This is a genomic window from Pseudarthrobacter sp. 05T312 (assembly GCF_056396685.1).
Map to the genome: position 1 here is coordinate 709,016 of NZ_JBFTLY010000001.1, position 21,783 is coordinate 730,798.

The window sequence follows — 21,783 nt, forward strand, 5'->3', positions numbered from 1 at the left end:
AGTGCCCCGCTCCTTTGATGAAAAGGAGCGGGGCACTTTTGCGTTGATGAAGGCGCTACGCGCCCAGCGGGGCCGCCGCCACCGTGGGCAGTGTCGGTGCCTTGGATCCGCCTGCAGGCTCGACAGTGATGCCCAGTGATGCCGCCGAGTGAATGCCCTGGACCACGGCAGGCTTGGACAGCGCCTGCTCGTCCATCAGGCCCTGCGACACCGGAGCGGAGCCGTCCTTGGGTATCAGCCACATCTGGTAGACCTTGCCGGCCGGAGGAGCGGGTACACCGCTCATCTTCACCACTGCTGCGTCTTCGGACGCTGAGATCAGGAGGGTTGCCTTGCCGCCGCCCACCACGTTCACGGAGGCCTCCCGCAGGTCGTTGGCCCTGGCCACCTGGTTGACGGGATCGTTCTGGTCGGCCATGTACGCGCCCACGCCTACGCCGCCCAGGGCGATGGCTGCGGCCGCTGCCACGCCCACCAGCCACCGGCGCGTGCCGGACCCGCCCCGGCGTTGCTCCCGGCGCTTCCGGGCCTGCGCCAGCTCATCGAGCGGCCGCTGCTGCGGAGCCGGGGCCGCGCCTGCGGCCGGCGCCTGCGCGTCTCCGCCGGAGAGTCCGTCCTGGCCCGGCGATTGGGCCGGGAGCTGGGCGATGATCCGCTGGAAGAGGTCCGACGGCGGGTCCTCCTCCGCACGGAAAGTGCGGACCAGTGCCTCACGGGACTGCCGGACACGCTCAAGGAAGTCCCGGCGTTCGGTCTCCGGGGCGGTGGCGATATAGCTGTCTATGGCCTGGCGTTCCTGCTCCGTCACCGCATCGAGGGCATAGAGCTCAGCGAGGTCCACTGCGCGCCCGGACGCAAGATCCATGGCCACGGTGTCACCGAAGGCACGCGAACGGCCATCACGGGTTTCATCCATTCCACTCAACTCAACTCACCCCCAGACAGGTCTTCAAACGGATCAGTCCATCGCGGATGCGGGACTTGATGGTGGGAACTGCGGCATTGAGCCGTTCGGCGACTTCCCGGTAGGTGAGGCCGCCATAGTACGCCAGGCGCACCGACTCCTGCTGTGTTTCGGTCAGCGTTCCCAGGCAGCGGACCACGGCCTCGGCCTCCAGCCGGCTGCCCACTTCGTCGGACACGGTGTCGTGGTCGATTTCCTGCGTGCTGGCACCGTACCTGGCTTCCCTGTCCGTGGCGGACTGCGACGACCTGACCTTGTCCACGGCCCGGCGGTGCGAGATGGTCATCAGCCAGGACAGGGGGCTCCCCGCCTGGGGATCGAACTTCGCAGCGTTTTGCCAGACCTGCAGGAATACCTCCTGGGTAGTGTCTTCACTCAGCTCAGGATCGATCAGGACGCGGCGCGCCATGCCGAAGACCCTGCGGGACGTGAGCTGGTAGAACTCGGCGAAAGCCGCCTGCTCCCCGCGGGCAATTCCTGCCAAAAGGGCCGAGAGGCGTTGGCTGAGGTCTGCCGGTGGGTCGGTCACCGCGGCGGAGCCTTCGGAGTTCGGCGCGTTGGGAGTTTCCATTACGTCCAAGCATAAGTCTCCGGGCGACGGATCATCAGCAGTGCCGTGCCGGATACGGTTGTTCGGCCTGGAACGTGCCTCCAGTAGGGTCACCTGCCGCTCCTTGGTCCGCTCGAATGTCTTCAAAAGTCATTCGGCGCCGCATGGAGGGTGGATGGGGCGGCCGGTGAGTTTTTCATTCCAGCCCGGCCGTGGGACTCCGGCCCCGAACGGAGTCCTAGATTTTAGCGCCCGCGAAGCCCTGCTGGCGCCAGGCCTCGTACACCGCAATCGACGCGGCATTGGCGAGGTTGAGGGAGCGGAGGGCCGGCAGCATGGGCAGTCGCACCGTGGCGGTTACGTGCGGATCCGTTTTCAGCTCCGCCGGCAGGCCCACCGATTCGCGCCCGAACATCAGGACATCTCCCGGACGGTAGGCAATTTCCGTGTAGCTGGTGGTGCCGTCCGACGTGAACGCGTAGACGCGTTCGGGCTGCAGGTGCTGCCACGCGTCCTCGATGCCCTTGTGGACGGTGACGACGGCGAGGTCATGGTAGTCGAGGCCGGCCCGGCGCAGCTTGGCGTCGGAGAAGTCAAAACCCAAGGGTTCCACCAGGTGCAGTTCGGCGCCGGTAATGGCGGCCAGACGGATGGCATTGCCGGTATTGCCGGGGATTTCTGGTTCATGGAAAAGGATGCGGAACACCTCCCTATCCTAGCCACCCGGCCTCAGTGCATGCCGCGCAGCAGCCTGGCCAGGACCGGGATGTTCACGGTATTGGGGGCCGGCCCGGACGCCAGGAATTCCTTCAGGCCGCGCACCATGCCTGCCGCGTTGACGATCTGGACGGTCTCCAGCGCTCCGCCGGGGCGGCGGTGATGGTCGATAACCGGTTCGTGGAGGTTGCCGTCGGGGCTGTGCACTACCGTCCAGCCAGTGACGTTGAGCTCGGGAAAAATGTCCTGCATGGCCCAGACCACCCGGGCAAGCTGCGGGGGTGCGACCGCGCGGCCACCGTCGTTGAGGGTCCGGCCGTCCCAGGCGTAGGCGCCCCTGGGCAGGAGCATCGAGTTCACCAGGGCCAGCCGGTAGCCGGCAAGGATGGCATGGTCGATGTGGCTGTTGTCCGCCGGTGACTGCAGCCCGTTGATCAGCCGTGCCGCAGGGATGGCCGGAAGCACCTGCCGTGTCAGCAGCTGCACGGTGCGCATTTCCCTCTGGATACGGGCCTCCGCGCCGAAGATTCCCCGCTTCCGGGGCATCCCGTGCACCTGCTGCCGCGCCTGGGCCAGGGGGATGAGTGGAACGTCGCTTCCTTCGTAGGGCGGAACGTAGACGGGCGGGTCTCCCGCCGTATTCCGGCCATTGTCCGGCCTGCGGACCGTGGCGGACGCCCGGCTGCCGGCCGCCGGCGCATCAAAGTGGGCGCCGGCATCGGACGAGCCCTCGCGCGCCGTGCCCGCGCCATAGGAACGGTCGTAGGCCTTCCTGCGCTGCGGATCGATCAGGGTCTCATAGGCAGCGGTTACACGGCGGAAGGTTGCGGCATCACCCCCGTGGTCCGGGTGCGCCGTCCTGGCCGCGCGCCGGTAGGCCACCTTGATCTCCTTCTCGGTGGCGGTGACGGCCACCCGAAGGACCTGGTAGTGGGAGCTGCTGCTCTCAGTCAAGCAATCTTCCTTCTCTTGGTGCCCGGCTTTCCGATTCCCGGCCGGAAAGCGGAGTGCCCGCCCAGTCTAGCCAGCGTGGACGGTCCGCCTGCGGTGACAACGAACAGGCCGGGCGTGCGGGTTCCCGGGAGGGCTGAGTCTAGACTCGTGCCTGCGCGGTGCGAACACGGGCCGCAGGGGATGTAACGGAGTGGAGATGGACATGCCGACGACGGCGGAGCGGGCCGGCAGGGGATGGCGTGGGGGAGTGCCCCTTGCCGTTGGCTGCGTGGGGGCCTTGCTTTTGGGCGGGTGCAGCGTGGATGTCCGGGATCCCTCCGTCACCCCAGCTCCGGCCAGTACCCCCGTCCTGGCCACTCCCACCATCACACCGGGCCATGATGCCGCCGCGGTGGCAGCACGCGACATGCCTTTCGCTGCCGGCGGCGACCTGGCTCCCGGGACGGCCGTGGGGATTTCCGATGACCTCAAAGGCGCACCCGGGTGGAGGATGGTGAAGGACAACGTGGCCGGCGGCAGCCAATACGCCAAGGCCGATGGCTGCATGGTTGCCGCCCGGACCAGCACAGGCCAGGCCGCGCTGGTCCGTGGAGATGACAGGGAGTCCACCGTTGCCCTGTTCCAGTACCTCGATGCGGGCATCCAGCCTTCCTACCTCAAGACGTCAACCTTGAAGTGGGGCGGCACGCCGGAGGCTCCCGGCCGGAGCGTGGAAGTACTGGCGCTGGAGCAGGCCGTTCCCGGCGGACGCTCCACGGAGGTGCTGGCACGCCTATTTGGTACTGCCGGTTCATCGGCCTACTTATCCGTATCCTGTCCGGACGCGGCAACCCTCGACGCTGCCCGCCAGGACGTTGTCCGCTACCTGCCGTTGGTTCCTCCGGCCGCGTGAGCCGCGCCAGGTCCTGAAACAGAAAACCGCCGGCGGCTGGAGGGCTCAGCTGCCGGCGGCGGTTCCATGGGGCTGCGGTGTCCGCTCGCCTGGCGATGCTGCCGGAATCACGCGGCGGTCCGGACCGCCCCCACTGACAGCCGGTTCAAAGCCAGGGCGCCGACCAGCAAGCCAAAATCCCGCAGGGCAACGTCGTAGAAACTTCCCAGCAGGAGCAGGTTGACGATGATTCCGGCCAGCCATGCGGCCACGATCAACGAGCCGTACTTGGGGCGCACCGCCACTGCCACGCCTGCGATGACTTCCACTACTCCCACGATGTACATGAAGGCCTGCGGCTGCAGCGGAACGATGGCCGTGGCCTGGGGTGCCAGGTACATGGTCCAGTGCGTGAGGATGTTGGTGAATTTGTCCAGGCCGAAGAGGATCGGCGCGACGGTGAACACGGTTCGCAGCAGCAGGAACGCCTGCCGTGCCGGCGGCATTGTCGCTGGCGCATGCTGGGCCCGCATTGCGGATGCTGATTTCATGGTGCTCTCCTTCTAAAAGTAGGTATGCCAATTTTAGAAACTCTCAGGTCTATAATCAAGAGATCTTGACTTTGGAATTGGAGGTGCCATGTACCGGCTTCCCTGGGCAGACAGGATTGCGGCCGTTGCGTCGCTGACCGATGCCAAGAGGCTGCAGCTTTTCGAGCTGGTCGCCGCTTCGCCGCGTCCTGTGGGGCGCGACGAAGTGGCTGAAGCTGCGGGCATGGCGCGCAGCACCGTCTCCTTCCATCTGGACAGGCTGGTCCAGGACGGCCTGTTGGCCGTGGAATTCCACAAGCCCGCGGGCAGGACGGGACCGGGTTCGGGACGTCCCGCCAAGATGTACCGGCCGGTTGGAAGTGAAGTGGGAGCCTCTGTGCCGGACCGGAACTACGACCTTGCCGGGGAGTTGATGGCTGCAGCCATTGAGGGTGCGCAGGCACAAGGCCTGGCGGTGGGGGAGTCGTTGCGCGCCGTCGCGTTCCGGAAAGGCCGGGAACTGGCAGAAGGTTCCACCGGCCTGGAGGAGTTCCTGGCGGAAGCGGGCTACCAGCCCGAGCCGGACGGGGAGGGAGGATACCTGCTGCCGAACTGCCCCTTCCACCGGCTCTCACGGGCCCACGCGGCAGTGGTATGCGACATGAACGGCGCCTTCCTGCGCGGTGCGGCGGTGGGCTGCGGGGGTACCGAGGAGCGTGTTGTCCCAGTGGCAGGGCACTGCTGCGCGCGGATCACCGGCGCGGGCTGACCGCTCCACGCCGGAGGAACCCCAATCGGCCGCGATAGAATCGGAGGATGCCCGCCTACCTCGACCACGCCGCAACCACGCCCCTTTCGGCGGCCGCGCTCGCCGCTTTGACGCGTGAGCTGGCGCGGACCGGCAACCCGTCGTCGCTGCACGGCTCCGGACGCCGGGCGCGCCGTGCCGTCGAGGACGCGCGGGAAGCCATCGCCGCAGCGGCAGGTGCCCATCCCTCGGAGGTCATCTTCACCTCCGGAGGCACCGAAGCGGACAACCTCGCCGTGAAGGGCATGTACTGGTCCCGGGTGGCAGAAGACCCGAAGCGCCGGCGCATCCTCTGCTCCGCCGTCGAACACCATGCAGTGCTGGACACCGTGGAATGGCTGGAACGCCACGAAGGCGCCGAGGTGGCGTGGCTTCCCGTGGACGGGGAGGGCGTTGTGGACCTCAAGGTCCTCGAAGCCGAGCTGTCCCGCGATCCCGGCACCGTGGCGCTGGCGACCGTCATGTGGGCCAACAACGAGGTGGGCACCATCCAGCCGATCGGGCGCATCGTGGAACTGGCGCACGCCGCCGGCGTGCCGGTTCATTCCGATGCGGTCCAGGCGTTCGGTTCGGTGCCGCTTAACTTCAGGGCTTCGGGCCTGGATGCCATGTCCATTTCCGGGCACAAGATCGGCGGTCCGGTGGGGGTCGGCGCGCTCCTGCTGGGGCGGGCCGTCAAACTGACACCGGTGCAGCACGGCGGCGGCCAGGAGCGCGACGTCCGCTCCGGCACGCTCGACACCGCTTCCATCGCCGCTTTCGCTGCCGCCGCGGAAGCCGTCGCAGCCGCGTTGCCCGCTGAAGCGACGCGGATCGCTGCCCTGCGTGACCGGCTGGTCGACGGTGTCCGCGAACAGGTCCCGGAGGCGGTTCTTCGCGGGGCCTCCGGCGACCATCGGCTTCCGGGCAATGCGCACTTCACCTTCCCGGGCTGCGAAGGGGACTCGCTGCTGTTCCTCCTCGACCTGGCCGGCATCGAATCGTCCACGGGCTCGGCCTGCACGGCCGGGGTGCCCCGCCCGTCGCATGTGCTGCTGGCCATGGGCCTGGACGAGGAGACGGCCCGCGGTGCCCAGCGGTTCAGCCTCGGTCACGCTTCCACGGAGGCCGACGTCGACGCCCTCCTTGCAGCGCTCCCGGAAGCATACGCACGGGCACGCCAGGCCGGTATGGCCGGGCATGAATCCTCGATCCAGACCGCGGGAACCCAGGCGCGGCAGGCCCTCCGCGGCGCCTGAAGGCCCGTGGCTGCGAACGCCGCCACCAGCTGATTTGCCTGCCGCCGTAGAATGGATAGGCGAAGATCGTTTCCGCCGCCGATGCGTCCAGCACGGCCCCGGACAGCAAGCATCCCCCGACAGAAAGCCAGCATGCGAGTACTAGCAGCCATGAGCGGCGGAGTGGACTCCGCTGTTGCCGCCGCCCGCGCGGTGGAAGCCGGGCACGACGTCGTCGGCGTCCACCTGGCCCTTTCGCGAATGCCGGGCACCCTGCGCACGGGCAGCCGCGGCTGCTGCACCATCGAGGACTCCCGGGATGCCTGGCGGGCCTGCGATGTGCTGGGCATTCCCTACTACGTATGGGACTTCTCCGAGCGCTTCAAGGAAGACGTCGTTCAGGACTTCATTGACGAATACGCCGCCGGCCGGACCCCGAACCCCTGCATGCGCTGCAATGAACGGATTAAGTTCGCCGCCCTGCTGGAGAAGGCCATTGCCCTGGGGTTCGACGCCGTCTGCACCGGCCACTACGCCAAGGTCATCGAGGACGCCCAGGGCAACCGGGAACTGCACCGTGCGGCCGACTGGGCCAAGGACCAGAGTTATGTCCTGGGAGTACTGACGCACGAACAGCTCAAGCACTCCATGTTCCCGCTGGCGGACACCCCGTCGAAGGCCGAGGTGCGGGCAGAGGCGGAGCGGCGGGGCCTCTCCGTTGCCAACAAGCCGGACAGCCACGATATCTGTTTCATTCCCGACGGCGACACCGCCGGCTGGCTTGCCGAAAAGATCGAGATGACCACCGGCGACATTGTGGATGAGACCGGCGCCAAGGTGGGGGAGCACCCCGGGGCCAACGCCTTCACTGTCGGCCAGCGGCGCGGGCTCAAGCTCGGAACCCCGGCTGCAGACGGCAAGCCCCGCTTCGTCCTGGAAATCCGGCCCAAGGAAAACAAAGTGGTGGTGGGTCCGGAGGCGTTGCTGGCCATCGATGAGATCCGCGGCATCAAGGTTTCCTGGGCCGGGCTTCCCATCGCCGAGGTGGAGTCCGGAGCCGAATTCGACTGCTACGCGCAGGTGCGGGCACATGGGGATCCGGTCCCGGCCACGGCTTGGATGGAACCCAATGCGGCCGGCGAGGCCGGCACCCAGCTGGTTGTCCGGTTGGTGACCCCGCTGCGCGGCGTGGCGCCGGGCCAGACGGTAGTGCTGTACCAGGGCAGCCGTGTGCTGGGCCAGGCCACCATCGACGCCGCCCGGTCCCTGCAGCGGGCAACGCCCTAACCCAACCCTTTTCAGCACCACCCGAGCCGACCGGGGTGGTGCTTTGTCATGCCCGGGTTTCCTGTCTCGCCGGGGCCTGTTGCACCCTGCCGGGTAACTTTTAAGAAAATTTTGTGTTGGAACTCACAGAAACGGCAGTCCTGAGGGCTGACTCTCTGATTCAATCTAGGAATCAGCACTGCACGCCGGCGTCTGGGGCTACCAACCTGTGACCGCGGGCGTGCGCGTACTCATCGGAAAGAAGTTCACAGATGATCAAGAGCACAACGGCCCTGCACCGCGCCATCGCGCTGGCAGGTATCTCCGCCCTGGCCCTGACAGCCTGCACCGGGCCATCGGGCGGCGGCGGCGGTGGCACGGCCAGCGGCGGCAGCGGCGGCGGTGCCATCACCTTCGGAACGACGGACAAGGTCGTCACCCTCGACCCCGCCGGTTCCTACGACGCAGGCTCCTTCCTGGTCATGAACCAGGTCTACCCGTTCCTGATGAACTCCAAGCCCGGTTCTGCCGAGGTCAGCCCGGACATTGCGGAGTCGGCGTCCTTCACCGCGCCCACCGAATTCACGGTGAAGCTCAAGCCCAACCTGAAGTTTGCCAACGGCCACGCGCTGACCGCCTCGGACGTGAAGTTCTCCTACGACCGGGTACTCAAGATCAATGATCCCAACGGGCCCGCGTCACTGCTCTCCAACCTCAAGTCTGTTGACGCCAAGGATGACACCACGGTGGTCTTCAACCTCAAGGCGGGCAACGACCAGGTGTTCCCGAGCGTCCTGGGCACCAACACCGGGCCCATCATCGACGAGGAAGTCTTCCCGGCCGACAAGGTGATGAGCGACGAGGACATCGTTGCTGCCAAGCCCTTCGCCGGGCCCTACACCATTGATTCGTACAAGAAGAACGAACTGGTCAGCCTCAAGGCGAACGCGGATTACAGCGGATTGCTGGGCAAGCCGGCCAATGACAGTGCGGTCATCAAGTACTACGCCGACTCCAACAACCTCAAGCTGGATGTCCAGGGCGGCAACATCGACGTTGCCGGCCGCAGCCTGACGGCAACGGACGCGGCAGACCTGGACAAGGATTCCAAGGTCAAGGTCTACAAGGGCCCGGGCGGCGAATTGCGCTACATCGTCTTCAACTTCGACACCATGCCTTTCGGAGCCAAGACTCCCGAAGCCAACCCGGCGAAGGCACTCGCCGTCCGCCAGGCCATGGCTGACATTGTGGACCGCCAGGCCATCTCCGACCAGGTCTACAAGGGCACCTATGTCCCGGCGTACTCCGTTGTCCCCGATGGCCTGCCAGGCGCAACCCAGCCGATGAAGGACCTGTACGGCGACGGCAGCGGCAAGCCCAGCCTGGACAAGGCCAAGAAGGCCCTGTCCGATGCCGGTGTTACCGGCCCGGTGAACATCAAGCTGCAGTACAACCCGGACCACTACGGCAAGTCCTCCGGTGACGAGTACGCCATGGTCAAGGAACAGCTGGAGAAGTCGGGCCTGTTCACGGTCGACCTGCAGTCAACCGAATGGGTGACCTACTCCAAGGCCCGGACCGCTGACGCCTACCCCGTGTACCAGCTGGGCTGGTTCCCGGACTACTCGGATGCGGACAACTACCTCACGCCGTTCTTCATCCCGGGCAACTTCCTGAAGAACCACTACGAGAACCCCACTGTCACGGACCTCGTGCAGAAGCAGCTCACCACACCGGACAAGACTGAACGGCAGAAGCTGATTGGTGACGTCCAGACGGCTGTTGCCAAGGACCTCTCGACGTTGCCGCTGCTCCAGGGCTCGCAGCTGCTGGTGGCAGGGAAGGACGTCAAGGGTGTCGAGAAGACGCTTGATCCGTCCTTCAAGACCCGCCTTGGCGTCCTGTCCAAGTAAGCACTCCACCCCCATCGGGCTCTGACGGCCCAGAGGCGGGACGCCGCAACGGCGTCCCGCCTTTCGCCCGTCACCAGCCAGCACCGAGGGGAATGCTGGCTCCCGGTCACCACGAATCCAGGTACCGATGACAACTTTGATTGACGCGCCACCCAGTGACGCCGACGCTCTCCTTCCATCCAAGAAAAAGCAGTCAGGCGGTGGACTGGGCCAGTACATCCTGGTCCGCTTCCTGCTGATCTTCCCCACCATCCTCATTCTCGTCACCATGGTGTTCTTCCTCATGCGGATCACCGGCGACCCCATCACGGCCGCCATGGGCGGCCGGCTCCCTCCGGACCAACTGCAGGAACGCATCCATGCCGCCGGCTACGACCGGCCCCTGCTGGTGCAGTACTTTGAGTACCTGGGCCAACTGGTCACCGGGAACTTCGGCACCACCCTCTCGGACAACCGTAAAGTGACCGAGATGCTGACCACCTACGGCTCGGCAACTCTTGAGCTGGCCATCAACGCCCTCATCGTGGCGCTGCTGGTTGGCATCCCGCTGGGCATGGTTGCGGCTTCCCGCCGTGACAAATTGCCGGACGCGGTGCTCCGGATCCTGGCTATCCTGTTCTACGCCACCCCCGTCTTCTTCGCCGGCATGCTGCTCAAGCTCGTGTTTTCCGTGTGGCTGGGCTGGCTTCCGGTCGCCGGCCGCGCCGGTACCAGGACCGAGCTGTCCCTCACCGCGCTCGGGGCCCCCACCGGGATCTACTGGCTGGACGCCCTCCGCAGCGGCAACATGGCCGCGTTCGGTGACGTCATGTCCCACGCGGTCCTCCCGGCGGTAGCACTGGGATTCCTGACCGCCGGGGTCTTCCTGCGCCTGGTCCGGACCAACGTCATCGGCACGCTCGGGAAGGACTACGTGGAAGCCGGCCGCTCACGCGGCGTCAGCGAGTTCCGGCTGGTCACCAAGCACGCCTACAAGCCCGCCCTCATCCCGATTATCACGGTCATGGGCCTGCAGATCGCTGTCCTCCTCGGCGGAGCAGTGCTGACGGAGACCACCTTCGAATGGAAAGGCCTTGGTTTCCAGCTGGCCAACTACCTCACGGCGCGCGACTTTGTCGCCGTCCAGGGCATTGTGGTGCTGCTGGCCGTCATCGTTGCCGTCACCAACTTCATCGTGGACATCATCGCCGCGCTGATCGACCCCCGCGTGAGGTACTAGGAATGTCCACCAACACAACTCTCGAACCCGTCACCAACCCGCGGGCGAGCCTGTTCCGGCGGCTGCCGGTTGTTTCGCACTTCAACAAAAGCGTCGGGCTCCAACGCTTCATGCTGGTGGTGGGCCTCGTCCTCACCGGCATCTTCCTGGTTACCGCGCTGGCTGCGCCCCTGCTGGCACCCTACGGATTCGCGCAGCTGTCGGACGCCGACGGCAGCTTCCCCACCCAACAGGCTCCCGGCGGCAAGCACCTCCTGGGTACCACGGTGGGCGGCTACGACGTCCTGTCGCGGGTCATCTGGGGAACCCAGACGGCTCTCCTGGTCATCATCGTGGCTGTTGTGCTCTCCATTTTCGCCGGTGTCATCCTTGGCCTGGTGAGCGGTTACATCGGGGGATGGCTTGACCGCGTCCTGGTGGTCGTGGCGGACGCCATCTATGCCTTCCCGTCACTGCTGGTTGCCATCGTCATGGCCATCGTCATCAGCGGTGGGCAGTCCAGCCTGTTCGGCGGCATCCTGGCTGCCGCCATCTCCATCACGGTGGTGTTCATCCCGCAGTACTTCAGGGTGATCCGCGCCGAGACCATCCGGCTCAAGGCTGAACCCTTCGTCGAATCCGCCAAGGTGGTGGGCGCATCGAATGTCCGCATCATGACGCGCCACATCTACCGCAACGCCACCCGTACGCTGCCGCTGATCTTCACCCTCAACGCCTCCGAAGCCATCCTGACCCTGGCCGGGCTGGGCTTCCTGGGCTTCGGCATCGAACCCAGCTCGGCAGCGGAATGGGGCTTCGACCTGAACAAGGCGCTCGCCGACACTACGTCCGGCATCTGGTGGACAGGGCTGTTCCCAGGCCTGGCCATCGTCTGGACAGTCCTCGGGCTGACACTGGTGGGCGAAAGCATCAACGACCTCAACGATCCGCGGCTCCGCGGCCGCAAGCGGTCAGGCCGCAAGGATGACGGTGGTCCCTCCGCTGCGCAGGCGGCAATTGAACTGGAAGTGAGAGCACAATGACCGTCAACAGTGATCCCTTGCCGGGCCGGCAGGACCCGGAACGGAAGACAGTCCTCGATATCGATCACCTGAAGGTCACGTTCGCTACGGACGGCGGCGATGTATACGCCGTCAAGGATGTCAGCCTCGACGTCAAAGCGGGCGAGGTCGTTGCCATCGTGGGGGAATCCGGTTCCGGAAAGACCGTCACCGCCAAGACCATCCTGGGCCTGCTTCCGGAAACGGCGGTGAGCTCCGGCGCGGTGCTGATCAACGGCGCCAACGTCATCAGCCTCAGCCCCGGCCGGCTGCGCCAGATCCGCGGCCGGGACGTAGCCATGGTGTTCCAGGAACCATCCACCGCCCTGAACCCCGTGTTCACCGTGGGATGGCAGATCGCCGAGGGCATCCGCGCCCACGCCAACGCCAACGGCGGGGGACGGGTATCGGCGAAGGAAGCCAAGGCCCGTGCCATTGAGGCGTTGGGCAAAGTCGGTATCCCGGACCCCGGGCACCGCGTCAATTACTACCCGCACCAGTTTTCCGGTGGCCAGAAGCAACGCGTGGTGATCGCCGCAGCCCTGGCTTTGAACCCGGGGCTCATTGTGGCCGATGAACCCACCACCGCCCTGGATGTCACCGTGCAGGCGGAAATCCTGGAACTCCTCCGGGACCTGCGGGACAAGTACGGCACATCCATCGTGCTGATCACGCACAACATGGGCGTGGTGGCGGACCTGGCGGACCGCGTGGTGGTGATGTACCAGGGCGACATCGTGGAGGAAGCCACCGCGAAGACGCTTTTTGCTGAACCAAAGCAGGACTACACCCGGAACCTCCTTGCCGCAGTGCCGCACCTGGGCCGGAATTCGGCGTCGGAAGGCCTCACCGAGCGGCGCTACCAGGATGAGGAAGTGTTGGTTGCTGCCGACAACCTGGTGATCGAGTATCCCGGGCGGCTCGGGACGCCGGCCTTCAAAGCCGTGGACGGCGTCAGCTTCACCCTGTCCAGGGGTGAGGTCTTTGGCTTGGTCGGGGAATCGGGGTCCGGGAAGACGACGATCGGCCGTGCCATCGCCGGGCTCAACCGGACCACCGGCGGAAGCCTCAAGGTGCTCGGCTACGAGATGCTGAACCTCCGGGAGCGCACGTTCAAGCCGCTGCGCAAGGATATCGGTTTCGTATTCCAGGACCCGGCGGCTTCCTTCAACCCCCAACTGACCATCGGGGACTGCATCGCTGAGCCCATGCTCATCCACACGAGGCCTAGCGAGGCCCAGGCGCGCAAGCGCGTCGGTGAGTTGCTGGAATCTGTCCAGTTGCCGGCGTCGTACGCGGGACGCTACCCCCACGAACTCTCCGGCGGCCAGCGGCAGCGGGCATCGCTGGCGCGTGCCCTGAGCCTGAACCCGCGCCTGCTGATCGCTGATGAGCCGACGTCGGCCCTGGACGTATCGGTCCAGGCGAAGGTCCTGGAGCTGTTCCGGGACATCCAGGAGGAGTTTGGCTTTGGCTGCCTGTTCATCAGCCACGACCTGGCAGTGGTGGACATCCTGTCATCCTGGGTCGGCGTCCTGTACAAGGGCAAGCTGGTGGAACAGGGGATCGGCAGCCAGGTCATGGGCAACCCGCAACATGACTACACGCGGCGGCTGATCGCCTCCCTGCCCGTGCCTGACCCGGCTGAACAGGCCAAACGGCGCGAGGAACACCGGGCACTCCTGGGCATCTGACCCCGGGTCTGCCACAGCATGAAGCGCCGGTACCGGCTGACGGCCGGCACCGGCGCTTCACACCCGCGGCGGCTCCCTCCACTCCCATAGACTGGAGCCATGACGCAGCACACCCCCAGCTCTCCTGGCGCCGACGATTTTGATCCCTCCGCCAGCTCGCTTGCAGGCCACGTGGACGAATCGGTGATGGCTGAACTGCTGTCCATCCGCTCCAGCATTGACAACATTGATGCCACCTTGGTCTACCTTCTCGCGGAGCGCTTCAAGGCCACGCAAAAGGTGGGCTTCCTGAAAGCGACCCACCGACTCCCCGCCGGTGACCCCGGACGTGAAGCGGCCCAGATTGCCCGGTTGCGCCGGCTTGCCGAGGACGCCCACCTTGACCCGGCGTTCGCGGAGAAGTTCCTCAACTTCATCATCGGTGAGGTGATCCGCCACCACGAGGCGATCGCAGAGGACCATCAGGCCTCGTCCGGCCAGCGGCCGCAGACCTCCGCGCTGGCGTGAGCCGGGAACAGCACGAACCAGGGGGCAGCCGGGGTCCGGCCGCGCCCCTTCAGGAAGAAGCTACTGCCAGGGAAGTCACCGCCACCGGCCTGGGCCCGTGGCCGGGTGACGACCCGCTCGAAGCCGCCCGCATCATCCGCGGCGAGCTTGGCAGCCCGCACCTTCCCTTCCTGGCCGAACTGCCGGACCGCGGTGTCGGGTCCGACGCCCTGGGCCGCACAGCCTCCCTCTTGGAAGAACTCGCTGTGGATGTCCAGCCGCACGGCTGGCGGCTCGTGGACCGCCCGGGCAAGGACATGCGCCGGGCAGCATCGGCATTGTCCACCGACCTGAACGTCCTGGCCGACGTCGCCGGCGCCGAAGACGTATCGCCGGAGGAACTGAAGGTTCAGCTGGTGGGACCGCTGAGCCTTGCCGCCGGCCTGTACCTGCACAACGGCGAACGCGCACTGCTGGACTACGGCGCCCGCCGGGATCTGGCAGCGTCGCTGGCAGCCGGAGTCGGCAGTTACCTCACCCGTGTGGCAGCGGCCGTTCCCGGCGCCCGGCTGGTGGTGCAGGTGGACGAACCTGCCATTGCCGCCGTGCTGGCCGGCACAATCCCCACGGCCAGCGGTTACCGTACCCTCCGGGCAGTTGCAGCATCGGAAGTACGTGAGTCATGGCGCCTTGTCCTGGACGCGCTGCGCGCGGCAGGCGCCACTGGAGTTGTGGTGTCGTTCCCTGAAATCGAAGCTCCGATCGAGCTGGCGCTCACATCCGGGGCCGACGGCGTCGCGTTGCCGCTGAAGGCCCTGACCAACCGCCAGTGGGAACAGGTGGCAGGAGCGGTTGAAGCCGGCAAGCAATTCTGGGCCGGCGCCCTGGATGTGCCCGCTGTCGGGGCGCTGCCCAAGGTTGGCGATGTCGTGGAGGCCATCTGGCGACCGTGGCGGCAGCTGGGACTGCCACCGTCACTGCTGGCCGCAGTCCGGGTAACGCCTTCGGCAGGGCTGGCCGCAAAGACACCTGCACAAGCCACTGCCGTCCTGGGCAGGCTCACCCAGGTGGCGGACGGCCTGAACCAGCGGGCGCTGGGGTAGCTAGATCCTGTTCTCCCAGCGGTCCGGCTGGGCGTAGCGGGGGAGGAAGCTTTGGGCGGAGCTGCCGCCGGCATAGGGTCGCAGACGGTAGTCGAAGGCCCCGGCGTACACCAGGACCAAGCCGATCTGCGGCTGGATGACCTTTACCTGGATGCGGTGCCGCCCGTTACTGCCCTCGGCCGGATCCCACCACTGCTCGGCGTAGGCCTTTGCGTCCAGCGCAGCCGGAAGCGGCACCCGAAGCGGGCCTGCGAACAACCTCGACGCCTCCGAGACGCCACGCAGCCTGCCTCCGGCCGTGACGCTCAGGTTCAGGTCCGTAACTAGCCGCCGGTAGCGTCCCACGTAGTCCACCAGCTGGGGGCTGCCGCCCCGGTTGGTGACGCTTGTCGTGTCCTGGAAAAGCCTGGTGCGACCCGGAAACCGGATTTCGCGGCGCGCTGTGAGGCTGGACCGGCCGAACGGATCCTGGTGGGCGTGGTTTTCGATCCGGAACGGGATGTTCTCACCATATTCAGGGAAAAAGGCTTCCTCGCCCCCAGCCAGCCCCAGCAAAGGGCGAAGCCACCGCTGGCGGCACCCCACGACTTCGAACGTTCCTTCCCCTACCCCGTACTGCCCGGAACCCGGGGCCAGCGAGAAGTACTCCTGCAGCTCGGGCTGCAGCCGGGAAAACTCCGGACCCAGGGCCTGCCGGTAAATGGGGACGCTCATGACGTGGACCTCCTGTTGCCTGCGGTGGCGCTGTCTGCCTCCGGTTTCACAATCTACCGGCAGCCTTGAGCCGGATGTACATGTCCGCAAGCTGGGACGGCAGGTCATGGGGCTCCGCATCCACCACCTCGACGCCGTAGCGGCGCAGTTCCGCGGTAACCGCCGCGCGCTGCAGGAGTGCGCGCTCGGCGGCAGCCGCCCGGAACACACCGGTGGCGTCGCTGCGTTCCCGGAGCATGGTCCCCAGCTGGGGGTCGCGGACGGCAGCCACCACCACTGCGTGCCGGCCCGCCAGCCGCTCCGCCACAGGCAGAAGCCCTTCTTCGGGTGCTCCGCTGTCCAGCGAGGTCAGCAGTACCACCAGGGACCGGTGCGCGGAGACGGCGCGGACCTGCGCCGGCACCGCCGGCCAGTCCATCTCGATCAACTCGGCTTCCAGGGGCGCCATGGCCTGGACCAGCGGGCCCAGGATGTTGCCCTGGCCCGCAGAACCGGCACGCGCCCGGGCCCTGCGGTCAAAGGCCAGGAAATCCACCCGGTCGCCGCCACGTTCGGCAAGGACGCCCAGGAGGAGCGCAGCCTCGATCCCGGTGTCCAGCCGCGTTTCGTCGGCGATCCTCGCCGCGGACGTGCGGGACGTATCCAGGACCATGACCACCCGCCGGTCCCGTTCCGGACGCCACGTGCGGACCACCACGGAGGAACGCCGTGCCGTGGCCCGCCAGTCGATGGACCGCACGTCATCGCCACGGACGTAGTCGCGCAGGGAGTCGAACTCGGTGCCGGCTCCGCGGATCTGGACGGCGGCCTTTCCATCGAGTTCGCGGAGCTTCCGCAGCTTCGAGGGCAGGTGCCGGCGCGAATGGAAGGGCGGCAGTACCCGCACCGAGCCGGGGCAGTCGATGGTCAGCTGTCGGGCTGCCAGGCCGAGCGGACCATAGGACCGTATTGTCACGTGTGGTGCCTTGAGGTCTCCGCGCCGGGCCGGGCGGAGCCTGACAGCGAACCGCCTGCTTTCGCCGGCCGGGACGTCGATGTCCTGGACCGGGTCCTGCGCCCCGGCGGAAGGTTGCCACCCGTCCTTTAACGAGCCCCGGAGCCGGCGGGTACCTCCGTTGTGGAGCGTGAGGGCGGCCTCCACCGCGTTGTTGAGGGTGACGTTCTGCGGCTCCGCACGTACCGCAGCCACCCGCCCGGGGGACCCGGCAAACAGCAGGTCGGTACCCAGCATGGCAACGAGCACGGCGGTCGTGGTGAGAATGGCCGGCCATCCCGGGAACAGCAGCACCGGCACCAGCCCCAGCAGCACCACCGCCACGAAGCGCCCCGAGACGGCCATCAGCGGGGAACGGGGACGGAGGCCAGGATGCTGCCCAGGACGTCGTCCACCCTGACTCCGTCCATCTGGGCTTCGGGCTGTAAGGCCACCCGGTGCCGCAGGCAGGGCAGGGCCAGCGCCTTGACGTCGTCCGGGGTGACGAACGGACGGCCCGAGAGCCAGGCCCAGGACCTGGAAGTGTTAAGCAGGGCAGTGGCGCCGCGCGGTGAGACCCCAAGCTGGAAGGAGGGGGCGGCCCTGGTGGCACGCACCAGGTCCACGATGTAGCCGATGATTTCCGGCTCCACCGCTACCCGGGCCACTGCATCCCGTGCCCGGTCCAGGTCTTCCACGCCCGCCACCGCCCGGACGCCGGCTGCTGCCAGGTCCCGGGGATCGAATCCGGCGGCATGGCGTCGGATTACCTCGATCTCCTCACCGCGCCCGGGCAGGGGCATGGTGAGTTTCAGCAGGAACCGGTCCAGCTGTGCCTCGGGGAGGGGATAGGTGCCCTCGTATTCCACCGGGTTCTGTGTGGCTGCCACCAGGAACGGTGCCGGCAGCCGCCTGGACAGCCCGTCCACGGAGACCTGCCGCTCTTCCATGGCTTCCAGGAGCGAAGCCTGGGTCTTTGGCGGTGTCCTGTTGATCTCGTCCGCCAGCAGGAGGTTGGTGAAGACCGGTCCTTCCCGGAAGCTGAAGTCGGACGTGTGGGAGTCGTAAACCAGCGAGCCGGTGACGTCGCCCGGCATGAGGTCGGGTGTGAACTGCACCCGCTTGGTATCCAGGCTTAAGGCGGAGGAAAGGGCCCGGACCAGCAGGGTCTTGGCTACACCCGGTACCCCCTCAAGCAGCACGTGGCCCTGCGAAAGCAGGGCAATCAGCAGGCCAGTGACGGTGGCATCCTGTCCCACCACTGCCTTTGCCACCTCGCGCCGGACAGCAAGCAACGCCTGCCGGGCGCCGTCGTCGTCCGCAGGGCTGTTGGGGCCCACGGGGTTGAGGATTCCCGGGCCACTGCTTTGTTCACTCATCGGGTCATGACCTCTTTCTCCAGTTTGTCCAGGGCCTGGGACCAGGCCACCAGCCGGGCTTCAGTTGTGGGGTGTTCGTTAATCAACGTGCGGACGCCGGCGGGATCCGTGCCAAGCAGCCGGGCCGCCGCCGCAATCGTTTCCTCGGCCGTGGCGCCCGGGCCAAGGCGCAGTTTCCCGGCGAGCCGCACCAGCAGGCCGGCCCGCAGGTTGTCCCGGGCCTGCCCGACCGCACGCGAGTCCTGGTAGAGCCGTGCCCGTCCCTCTGCCGTCTCAACAGCCTTGACCACCACCGGCAACGGCTCGAACACAAGCGGACCATGCCGGCGTCCCCGCCACATGATGGCGGCGAGCGCCACCACCAGCAGCCAGGGTCCCAGGAAACGGGCCCAGCCCGGTGCGAGGTCGTCGAGGGTTTTCCCGGCTCCGTCCGCCGTTGCGTCTTCGATCGACGGCAGGTACCAGACGAGGTCCCGCGAGGCGCCGAGTGTCCGGACCGCCAGCGCGGCGTTTCCCAGCTCGTCCAGTTTGTCGTTCCCCAGGACAGCCGTGCTGCCCAGGACGGCCAACCGTCCATCCGCGCTGACGGCAAGCATCCCGGCGGTGCCTGCGGCGCGGTAACAGGTGGTGCCGCCGTCGTAGACAAATCCTCCCCGGCCTGTCACCTGTCCCGCTGCCTCGGCGTCAGGCTGGGCGCAGCCGGGGTCGAGGACTGGAGAGGCATCGGGGACGACGCCGGCCTGGTGGATGCCGCTGTCGAGGGCGGAAAGGGTTTCCAGCCTGGGGGCCACCACCACCACGCGGCCGGCAGCGGCCACCAGGCCGGCCAGCTGCTGTGCGTCCAGGACGCCATACCGGTCGTAAAGGAGGAGGGTGGCGGAGGAACTGGAGCGCAGGTCATCCAGCGCGGCGTCGAACCGGGCGGGGGTATGGACCGAGACTCCGTGCCGTCCCAGGATTTCGCCCAGTGCCCTGGCGCCTTCCGGCCCTGCGTTGTGGACGGAGAGGCGGAGCGTGTCACCCTTGGGGGCGAGCTGCGTGCCGATGATCAGGGCGAGCGCAACTGCCACAATGGCCGCGGCTGCGGCGATGGCCCGGTGCCGCCGCAGCCAGGCCAGGAACCTTCCGGCGCGGAGGCTTCCGTCCCCCGTGGGAGTGCCGGGGGACTGCTGTGTTTCCTGCGCCGGCCCGGCTCCGGTGGTCGTCGGCCCGCTCACTGCAGCGGCACCATGCCCGCGACGGGCTTCGCGGCGTCCAGTGCGCCATCGAGAGCCACCATGTCCTGGTAGTCGGCGCTGTCCGCTGCGCGGCTCCCGTAACGGATGCCATCGAAAGTAGCCGCCGCCCGGGCAAGGCGCCCGGCTTCACCGGCGAACGGCACTGACAAGGCGTTCGCGGCCTCATCGGCGGTCCTGCCAGGCTGCGTATCAAGAATGGTCCGGTTCTCGGCGCTGCGGACCACCGCCCGGAAACGGTCGACGACGGCGTCCCCCCACCGTCCGGCTGCGGCTGCGGTTTCAGCGCGGTTCCGGTAGTCCGCGGCGGTCAAAACGGTTTCCCTTTCGAAGACGTCCCTGGCCTGCCGGACCCGGGCGTTCAACCGGGGACGGGCAAGGATGACCGCAGCTGCGATAATCGCGGCAATGACGAGGGCAATGACCGGGCTGGGTACCGGAGCAGCGTCGCCCGGGGAGCCGTCCAGGGACTGCAGCCAGTCCAGGAAGTTCCGCCAGAGGCTGTCCAGCCAGGACGGGGCAGCCTCACGGTATTCAGGTTTGGCCAATTCTTCTGCCGCCCACCGCCGTGCCTCGTCGGCACCGGGCAGCACCGGCGGTTCAGCGGCCATAGGGCCATGCCCCCGGCGCCGTTCCGTATCCGGGGTAGGGGTAGGGGTCAGCGCCGACGGCCTTCCGGCCCGGGATGCCGTCAGGATCGGCGCCGGTCTCCATGTCCTGCAGCAGCGCGATATCCAACCCGTCCTTGCGCATGCGCAGGTCCATGTAGAGCAATGCCATCACGGACGTCTGGAACGCATAACCCACCGCGCCCACCAACGCACCGACCACCGTGGTAATGATGCTGACGGCTACGGTCAGCGTTGCGTCCTGTCCGTTGCCGCCATGGGGCGAGACCACGCCGGACAGCACGGTGGGCAGCAGGCTTGCCGGGATCAGCACTACCTGGGTGATGACAGCGACCAGGATGCCCACCACCAGGGTGATGCCCAGGATGCGCCACCAGTTTGCCCGGGTGAGGGCCCACGAGCGCCTAAGACCGTCAAGGGCCCCGATTTCTTCGATGACGACGGCGGCAGGGGCCACCATGAGCTTGATCGCCACCCAGAGGAACACCGCGCCGAAACCGAACATCAGCGGGATGACCAGCAGGGCCGCCGCACCCCGGACGTTCGAGAACAGGAGAACGATGATGGCGAAGAACAACGCCGTGGCAGCCAGCGCCGCCGCCACCAGGACCGCCGCGAGCCTGGCCAATGCTCCAATCCGCGGACGCACCAGCGACAGCATGCGCCTGAAGCCGGTGGGACGGTTCAGGACGGACCGGGCCACAGGGACCACCATGGCACCCTGGAGGACCACTGACATGAACACGGAAAGGATGGACAGCACGGCAAAGGTCACCATCAGCCCAATCCCCAACGACGCGACGTCGCGGCTGCTGGCCCTTTCCGCCCAGGCCTCAATGGACCCGGACGACGTTGCGAGCAGTCCAGTGAGCACCGCGGCGAGGATGGCTGACAGGGATTGTGCCAGGAGGCCCGCGCCGAGCATCGCCTTGGCGTTGCGCCGGAGTGACTGGAACGAGCCGTCCAGGATTTCCCCGAACATCAACGGACGCAAGGGAATGATGCCCGGTTTAGGCGGGGCCGCATACCGCGGTTGCCCGTAAGGGCCGGCTCCAAAAGGGCCGGCCGGGCCGGGCGGCTGGTTATACGGGGAGCCCGTGTAGGGCTGGCCACCGTAGGAAGGTCCGCTGTAGGGCTGCCCGGCATAGGGCGCTCCGGGATAGGTCCCTGCCGGACGTGAGGGTTCCCCGTTCGGGTACTGCGCGCTCTGCGGCCACTGCGCCGGCTGCGTCGGCTGCTGCCACGTTCCATTCCCGTCCCACCCGGGTGCCGGCAAGCCTTGCCGCTGGGGATTGCCTGGCTGTCCTGCCGGAGGCGCCCACGGCTGCTCCCAGGCAGGCCGCCCAGGACTGCCGGCGCCTGCACCGGAGGGGCCGCCGTCGCCATCGCTGTGGTCCTTGCCCGGCTCTTCCGGCGGGTTCCCGTGACCCGGCTCGTGTGGTGACACTGATTTCCTCCCCCATATCAGTCCGCCTGCCCCACGGGCCGCGCACCGGAAAAGCGCGCACCCGCCGTGCTGGG

The 21,783-nt window shown here is 67.2% G+C and carries 21 protein-coding genes; 10 read left to right on the forward strand and 11 right to left on the reverse strand.

The window, feature by feature from the left end; all coding sequences use genetic code 11:
• Window positions 1–55: 55 nt before the first annotated feature.
• The 4 genes from AC1DIP_RS03555 to AC1DIP_RS03570 all read right to left on the reverse strand — a co-directional run bounded on the left by AC1DIP_RS03555 (window position 56) and on the right by AC1DIP_RS03570 (window position 3,185).
• Window positions 56–916: an anti-sigma factor gene (locus AC1DIP_RS03555; protein WP_477732857.1), complete on the reverse strand. Its 861-nt coding sequence runs from the start codon at window positions 914–916 to the stop codon at window positions 56–58.
• A gap of 10 nt (window positions 917–926) precedes the next feature.
• On the reverse strand, window positions 927–1,535 hold the full coding sequence (locus AC1DIP_RS03560; protein ID WP_477732858.1) for a sigma-70 family RNA polymerase sigma factor: 609 nt from the start codon (window positions 1,533–1,535) through the stop codon (window positions 927–929).
• A gap of 217 nt (window positions 1,536–1,752) precedes the next feature.
• A complete protein-coding gene (locus AC1DIP_RS03565; protein WP_477732859.1) occupies window positions 1,753–2,220 on the reverse strand; it encodes a tRNA (cytidine(34)-2'-O)-methyltransferase in 468 nt (155 codons plus the stop codon).
• Window positions 2,221–2,243: 23 nt separating this feature from the next.
• The gene (locus AC1DIP_RS03570) at window positions 2,244–3,185 is read right to left on the reverse strand and encodes a J domain-containing protein (protein WP_477732860.1); all 942 of its coding nucleotides are present in this window, start codon (window positions 3,183–3,185) and stop codon (window positions 2,244–2,246) included.
• 196 nt (window positions 3,186–3,381) lie between these two features.
• On the opposite strand from AC1DIP_RS03570, the gene AC1DIP_RS03575 reads away from it, so the two are divergent.
• The gene (locus tag AC1DIP_RS03575; protein WP_477732861.1) at window positions 3,382–4,077 is read left to right on the forward strand and encodes a hypothetical protein; all 696 of its coding nucleotides are present in this window, start codon (window positions 3,382–3,384) and stop codon (window positions 4,075–4,077) included.
• Between the two features lie 107 nt (window positions 4,078–4,184).
• On the opposite strand, the gene AC1DIP_RS03580 is transcribed toward AC1DIP_RS03575, so the two are convergent.
• Window positions 4,185–4,607 (reverse strand): hypothetical protein, encoded by a 423-nt coding sequence (locus AC1DIP_RS03580; protein WP_476211755.1) that lies wholly within the window; start codon window positions 4,605–4,607, stop codon window positions 4,185–4,187.
• 88 nt (window positions 4,608–4,695) lie between these two features.
• On the opposite strand from AC1DIP_RS03580, the gene AC1DIP_RS03585 reads away from it, so the two are divergent.
• From AC1DIP_RS03585 to AC1DIP_RS03625, 9 genes are all read left to right on the forward strand, one after another.
• On the forward strand, window positions 4,696–5,355 hold the full coding sequence (locus AC1DIP_RS03585; protein ID WP_476211754.1) for a helix-turn-helix domain-containing protein: 660 nt from the start codon (window positions 4,696–4,698) through the stop codon (window positions 5,353–5,355).
• A 47-nt stretch (window positions 5,356–5,402) separates the two neighbouring features.
• Window positions 5,403–6,632 (forward strand): cysteine desulfurase family protein, encoded by a 1,230-nt coding sequence (locus tag AC1DIP_RS03590; RefSeq protein ID WP_477732862.1) that lies wholly within the window; start codon window positions 5,403–5,405, stop codon window positions 6,630–6,632.
• A 132-nt stretch (window positions 6,633–6,764) separates the two neighbouring features.
• Window positions 6,765–7,898 carry a tRNA 2-thiouridine(34) synthase MnmA gene (gene mnmA, locus AC1DIP_RS03595; RefSeq protein WP_477732863.1) on the forward strand — a complete coding sequence of 378 codons (1,134 nt, stop codon included), beginning with the start codon at window positions 6,765–6,767 and terminating at the stop codon, window positions 7,896–7,898.
• Between the two features lie 251 nt (window positions 7,899–8,149).
• Window positions 8,150–9,790 (forward strand): ABC transporter substrate-binding protein, encoded by a 1,641-nt coding sequence (locus AC1DIP_RS03600; RefSeq protein ID WP_476211751.1) that lies wholly within the window; start codon window positions 8,150–8,152, stop codon window positions 9,788–9,790.
• Between the two features lie 127 nt (window positions 9,791–9,917).
• Window positions 9,918–11,009: an ABC transporter permease gene (locus AC1DIP_RS03605; RefSeq protein ID WP_477732864.1), complete on the forward strand. Its 1,092-nt coding sequence runs from the start codon at window positions 9,918–9,920 to the stop codon at window positions 11,007–11,009.
• A gap of 2 nt (window positions 11,010–11,011) precedes the next feature.
• Window positions 11,012–12,031, forward strand: a complete 1,020-nt coding sequence (locus AC1DIP_RS03610; protein ID WP_477732865.1) for an ABC transporter permease — start codon at window positions 11,012–11,014, stop codon at window positions 12,029–12,031.
• Window positions 12,028–13,743 (forward strand): dipeptide ABC transporter ATP-binding protein, encoded by a 1,716-nt coding sequence (locus AC1DIP_RS03615; protein WP_476211748.1) that lies wholly within the window; start codon window positions 12,028–12,030, stop codon window positions 13,741–13,743. Before AC1DIP_RS03610 ends, AC1DIP_RS03615 begins: the two co-directional genes overlap by 4 nt.
• Window positions 13,744–13,842: 99 nt before the next feature.
• The gene (locus tag AC1DIP_RS03620) at window positions 13,843–14,250 is read left to right on the forward strand and encodes a chorismate mutase (protein WP_476211747.1); all 408 of its coding nucleotides are present in this window, start codon (window positions 13,843–13,845) and stop codon (window positions 14,248–14,250) included.
• An 89-nt stretch (window positions 14,251–14,339) separates the two neighbouring features.
• Complete coding sequence (locus AC1DIP_RS03625; RefSeq protein ID WP_477732945.1) at window positions 14,340–15,332, forward strand: uroporphyrinogen decarboxylase/cobalamine-independent methonine synthase family protein; 993 nt, start codon at window positions 14,340–14,342, stop codon at window positions 15,330–15,332.
• Here the strand turns inward: AC1DIP_RS03625 and AC1DIP_RS03630 are convergent, their stop codons facing one another.
• From AC1DIP_RS03630 to AC1DIP_RS03655, 6 genes are read right to left on the reverse strand one after another with little or no spacing between them, the layout of a single operon-like run.
• A complete protein-coding gene (locus tag AC1DIP_RS03630; protein WP_477732866.1) occupies window positions 15,333–16,046 on the reverse strand; it encodes a DUF4166 domain-containing protein in 714 nt (237 codons plus the stop codon). It lies immediately after the preceding gene.
• 46 nt (window positions 16,047–16,092) lie between these two features.
• Window positions 16,093–17,385: a DUF58 domain-containing protein gene (locus AC1DIP_RS03635; protein ID WP_477732867.1), complete on the reverse strand. Its 1,293-nt coding sequence runs from the start codon at window positions 17,383–17,385 to the stop codon at window positions 16,093–16,095.
• On the reverse strand, window positions 17,385–18,398 hold the full coding sequence (locus tag AC1DIP_RS03640) for an AAA family ATPase (RefSeq protein WP_477732868.1): 1,014 nt from the start codon (window positions 18,396–18,398) through the stop codon (window positions 17,385–17,387). Before AC1DIP_RS03640 ends, AC1DIP_RS03635 begins: the two co-directional genes overlap by 1 nt.
• Entirely contained in the window at window positions 18,395–19,615 is a 1,221-nt protein-coding gene (locus AC1DIP_RS03645) for a DUF4350 domain-containing protein (protein ID WP_477732869.1), read from the reverse strand. The genes AC1DIP_RS03640 and AC1DIP_RS03645 overlap by 4 nt, the downstream gene beginning before the upstream one ends.
• Complete coding sequence (locus AC1DIP_RS03650) at window positions 19,612–20,244, reverse strand: DUF4129 domain-containing protein (RefSeq protein ID WP_477732870.1); 633 nt, start codon at window positions 20,242–20,244, stop codon at window positions 19,612–19,614. The genes AC1DIP_RS03645 and AC1DIP_RS03650 overlap by 4 nt, the downstream gene beginning before the upstream one ends.
• Complete coding sequence (locus tag AC1DIP_RS03655) at window positions 20,234–21,244, reverse strand: DUF7847 domain-containing protein (RefSeq protein ID WP_477732871.1); 1,011 nt, start codon at window positions 21,242–21,244, stop codon at window positions 20,234–20,236. The genes AC1DIP_RS03650 and AC1DIP_RS03655 overlap by 11 nt, the downstream gene beginning before the upstream one ends.
• Window positions 21,245–21,783 lie beyond the last annotated feature (539 nt).

Excerpts from the sequence above, each read along its gene's own strand:
- AC1DIP_RS03555 (WP_477732857.1), bottom strand. The coding sequence starts at position 916 with ATGGATGAAACCCGTGATGGCCGTTCGCGTGCCTTCGGTGACACCGTG.
- AC1DIP_RS03560 (WP_477732858.1), bottom strand. The coding sequence starts at position 1,535 with ATGGAAACTCCCAACGCGCCGAACTCCGAAGGCTCCGCCGCGGTGACC.
- AC1DIP_RS03575 (WP_477732861.1), top strand. The coding sequence starts at position 3,382 with ATGGACATGCCGACGACGGCGGAGCGGGCCGGCAGGGGATGGCGTGGG.
- AC1DIP_RS03580 (WP_476211755.1), bottom strand. The coding sequence starts at position 4,607 with ATGAAATCAGCATCCGCAATGCGGGCCCAGCATGCGCCAGCGACAATG.
- AC1DIP_RS03585 (WP_476211754.1), top strand. The coding sequence starts at position 4,696 with ATGTACCGGCTTCCCTGGGCAGACAGGATTGCGGCCGTTGCGTCGCTG.
- AC1DIP_RS03590 (WP_477732862.1), top strand. The coding sequence starts at position 5,403 with ATGCCCGCCTACCTCGACCACGCCGCAACCACGCCCCTTTCGGCGGCC.
- mnmA (WP_477732863.1), top strand. The coding sequence starts at position 6,765 with ATGCGAGTACTAGCAGCCATGAGCGGCGGAGTGGACTCCGCTGTTGCC.
- AC1DIP_RS03600 (WP_476211751.1), top strand. The coding sequence starts at position 8,150 with ATGATCAAGAGCACAACGGCCCTGCACCGCGCCATCGCGCTGGCAGGT.
- AC1DIP_RS03605 (WP_477732864.1), top strand. The coding sequence starts at position 9,918 with ATGACAACTTTGATTGACGCGCCACCCAGTGACGCCGACGCTCTCCTT.
- AC1DIP_RS03610 (WP_477732865.1), top strand. The coding sequence starts at position 11,012 with ATGTCCACCAACACAACTCTCGAACCCGTCACCAACCCGCGGGCGAGC.
- AC1DIP_RS03615 (WP_476211748.1), top strand. The coding sequence starts at position 12,028 with ATGACCGTCAACAGTGATCCCTTGCCGGGCCGGCAGGACCCGGAACGG.
- AC1DIP_RS03620 (WP_476211747.1), top strand. The coding sequence starts at position 13,843 with ATGACGCAGCACACCCCCAGCTCTCCTGGCGCCGACGATTTTGATCCC.
- AC1DIP_RS03630 (WP_477732866.1), bottom strand. The coding sequence starts at position 16,046 with ATGAGCGTCCCCATTTACCGGCAGGCCCTGGGTCCGGAGTTTTCCCGG.
- AC1DIP_RS03635 (WP_477732867.1), bottom strand. The coding sequence starts at position 17,385 with ATGGCCGTCTCGGGGCGCTTCGTGGCGGTGGTGCTGCTGGGGCTGGTG.
- AC1DIP_RS03640 (WP_477732868.1), bottom strand. The coding sequence starts at position 18,398 with ATGAGTGAACAAAGCAGTGGCCCGGGAATCCTCAACCCCGTGGGCCCC.
- AC1DIP_RS03650 (WP_477732870.1), bottom strand. The coding sequence starts at position 20,244 with ATGGCCGCTGAACCGCCGGTGCTGCCCGGTGCCGACGAGGCACGGCGG.
- AC1DIP_RS03655 (WP_477732871.1), bottom strand. The coding sequence starts at position 21,244 with ATGTTCGGGGAAATCCTGGACGGCTCGTTCCAGTCACTCCGGCGCAAC.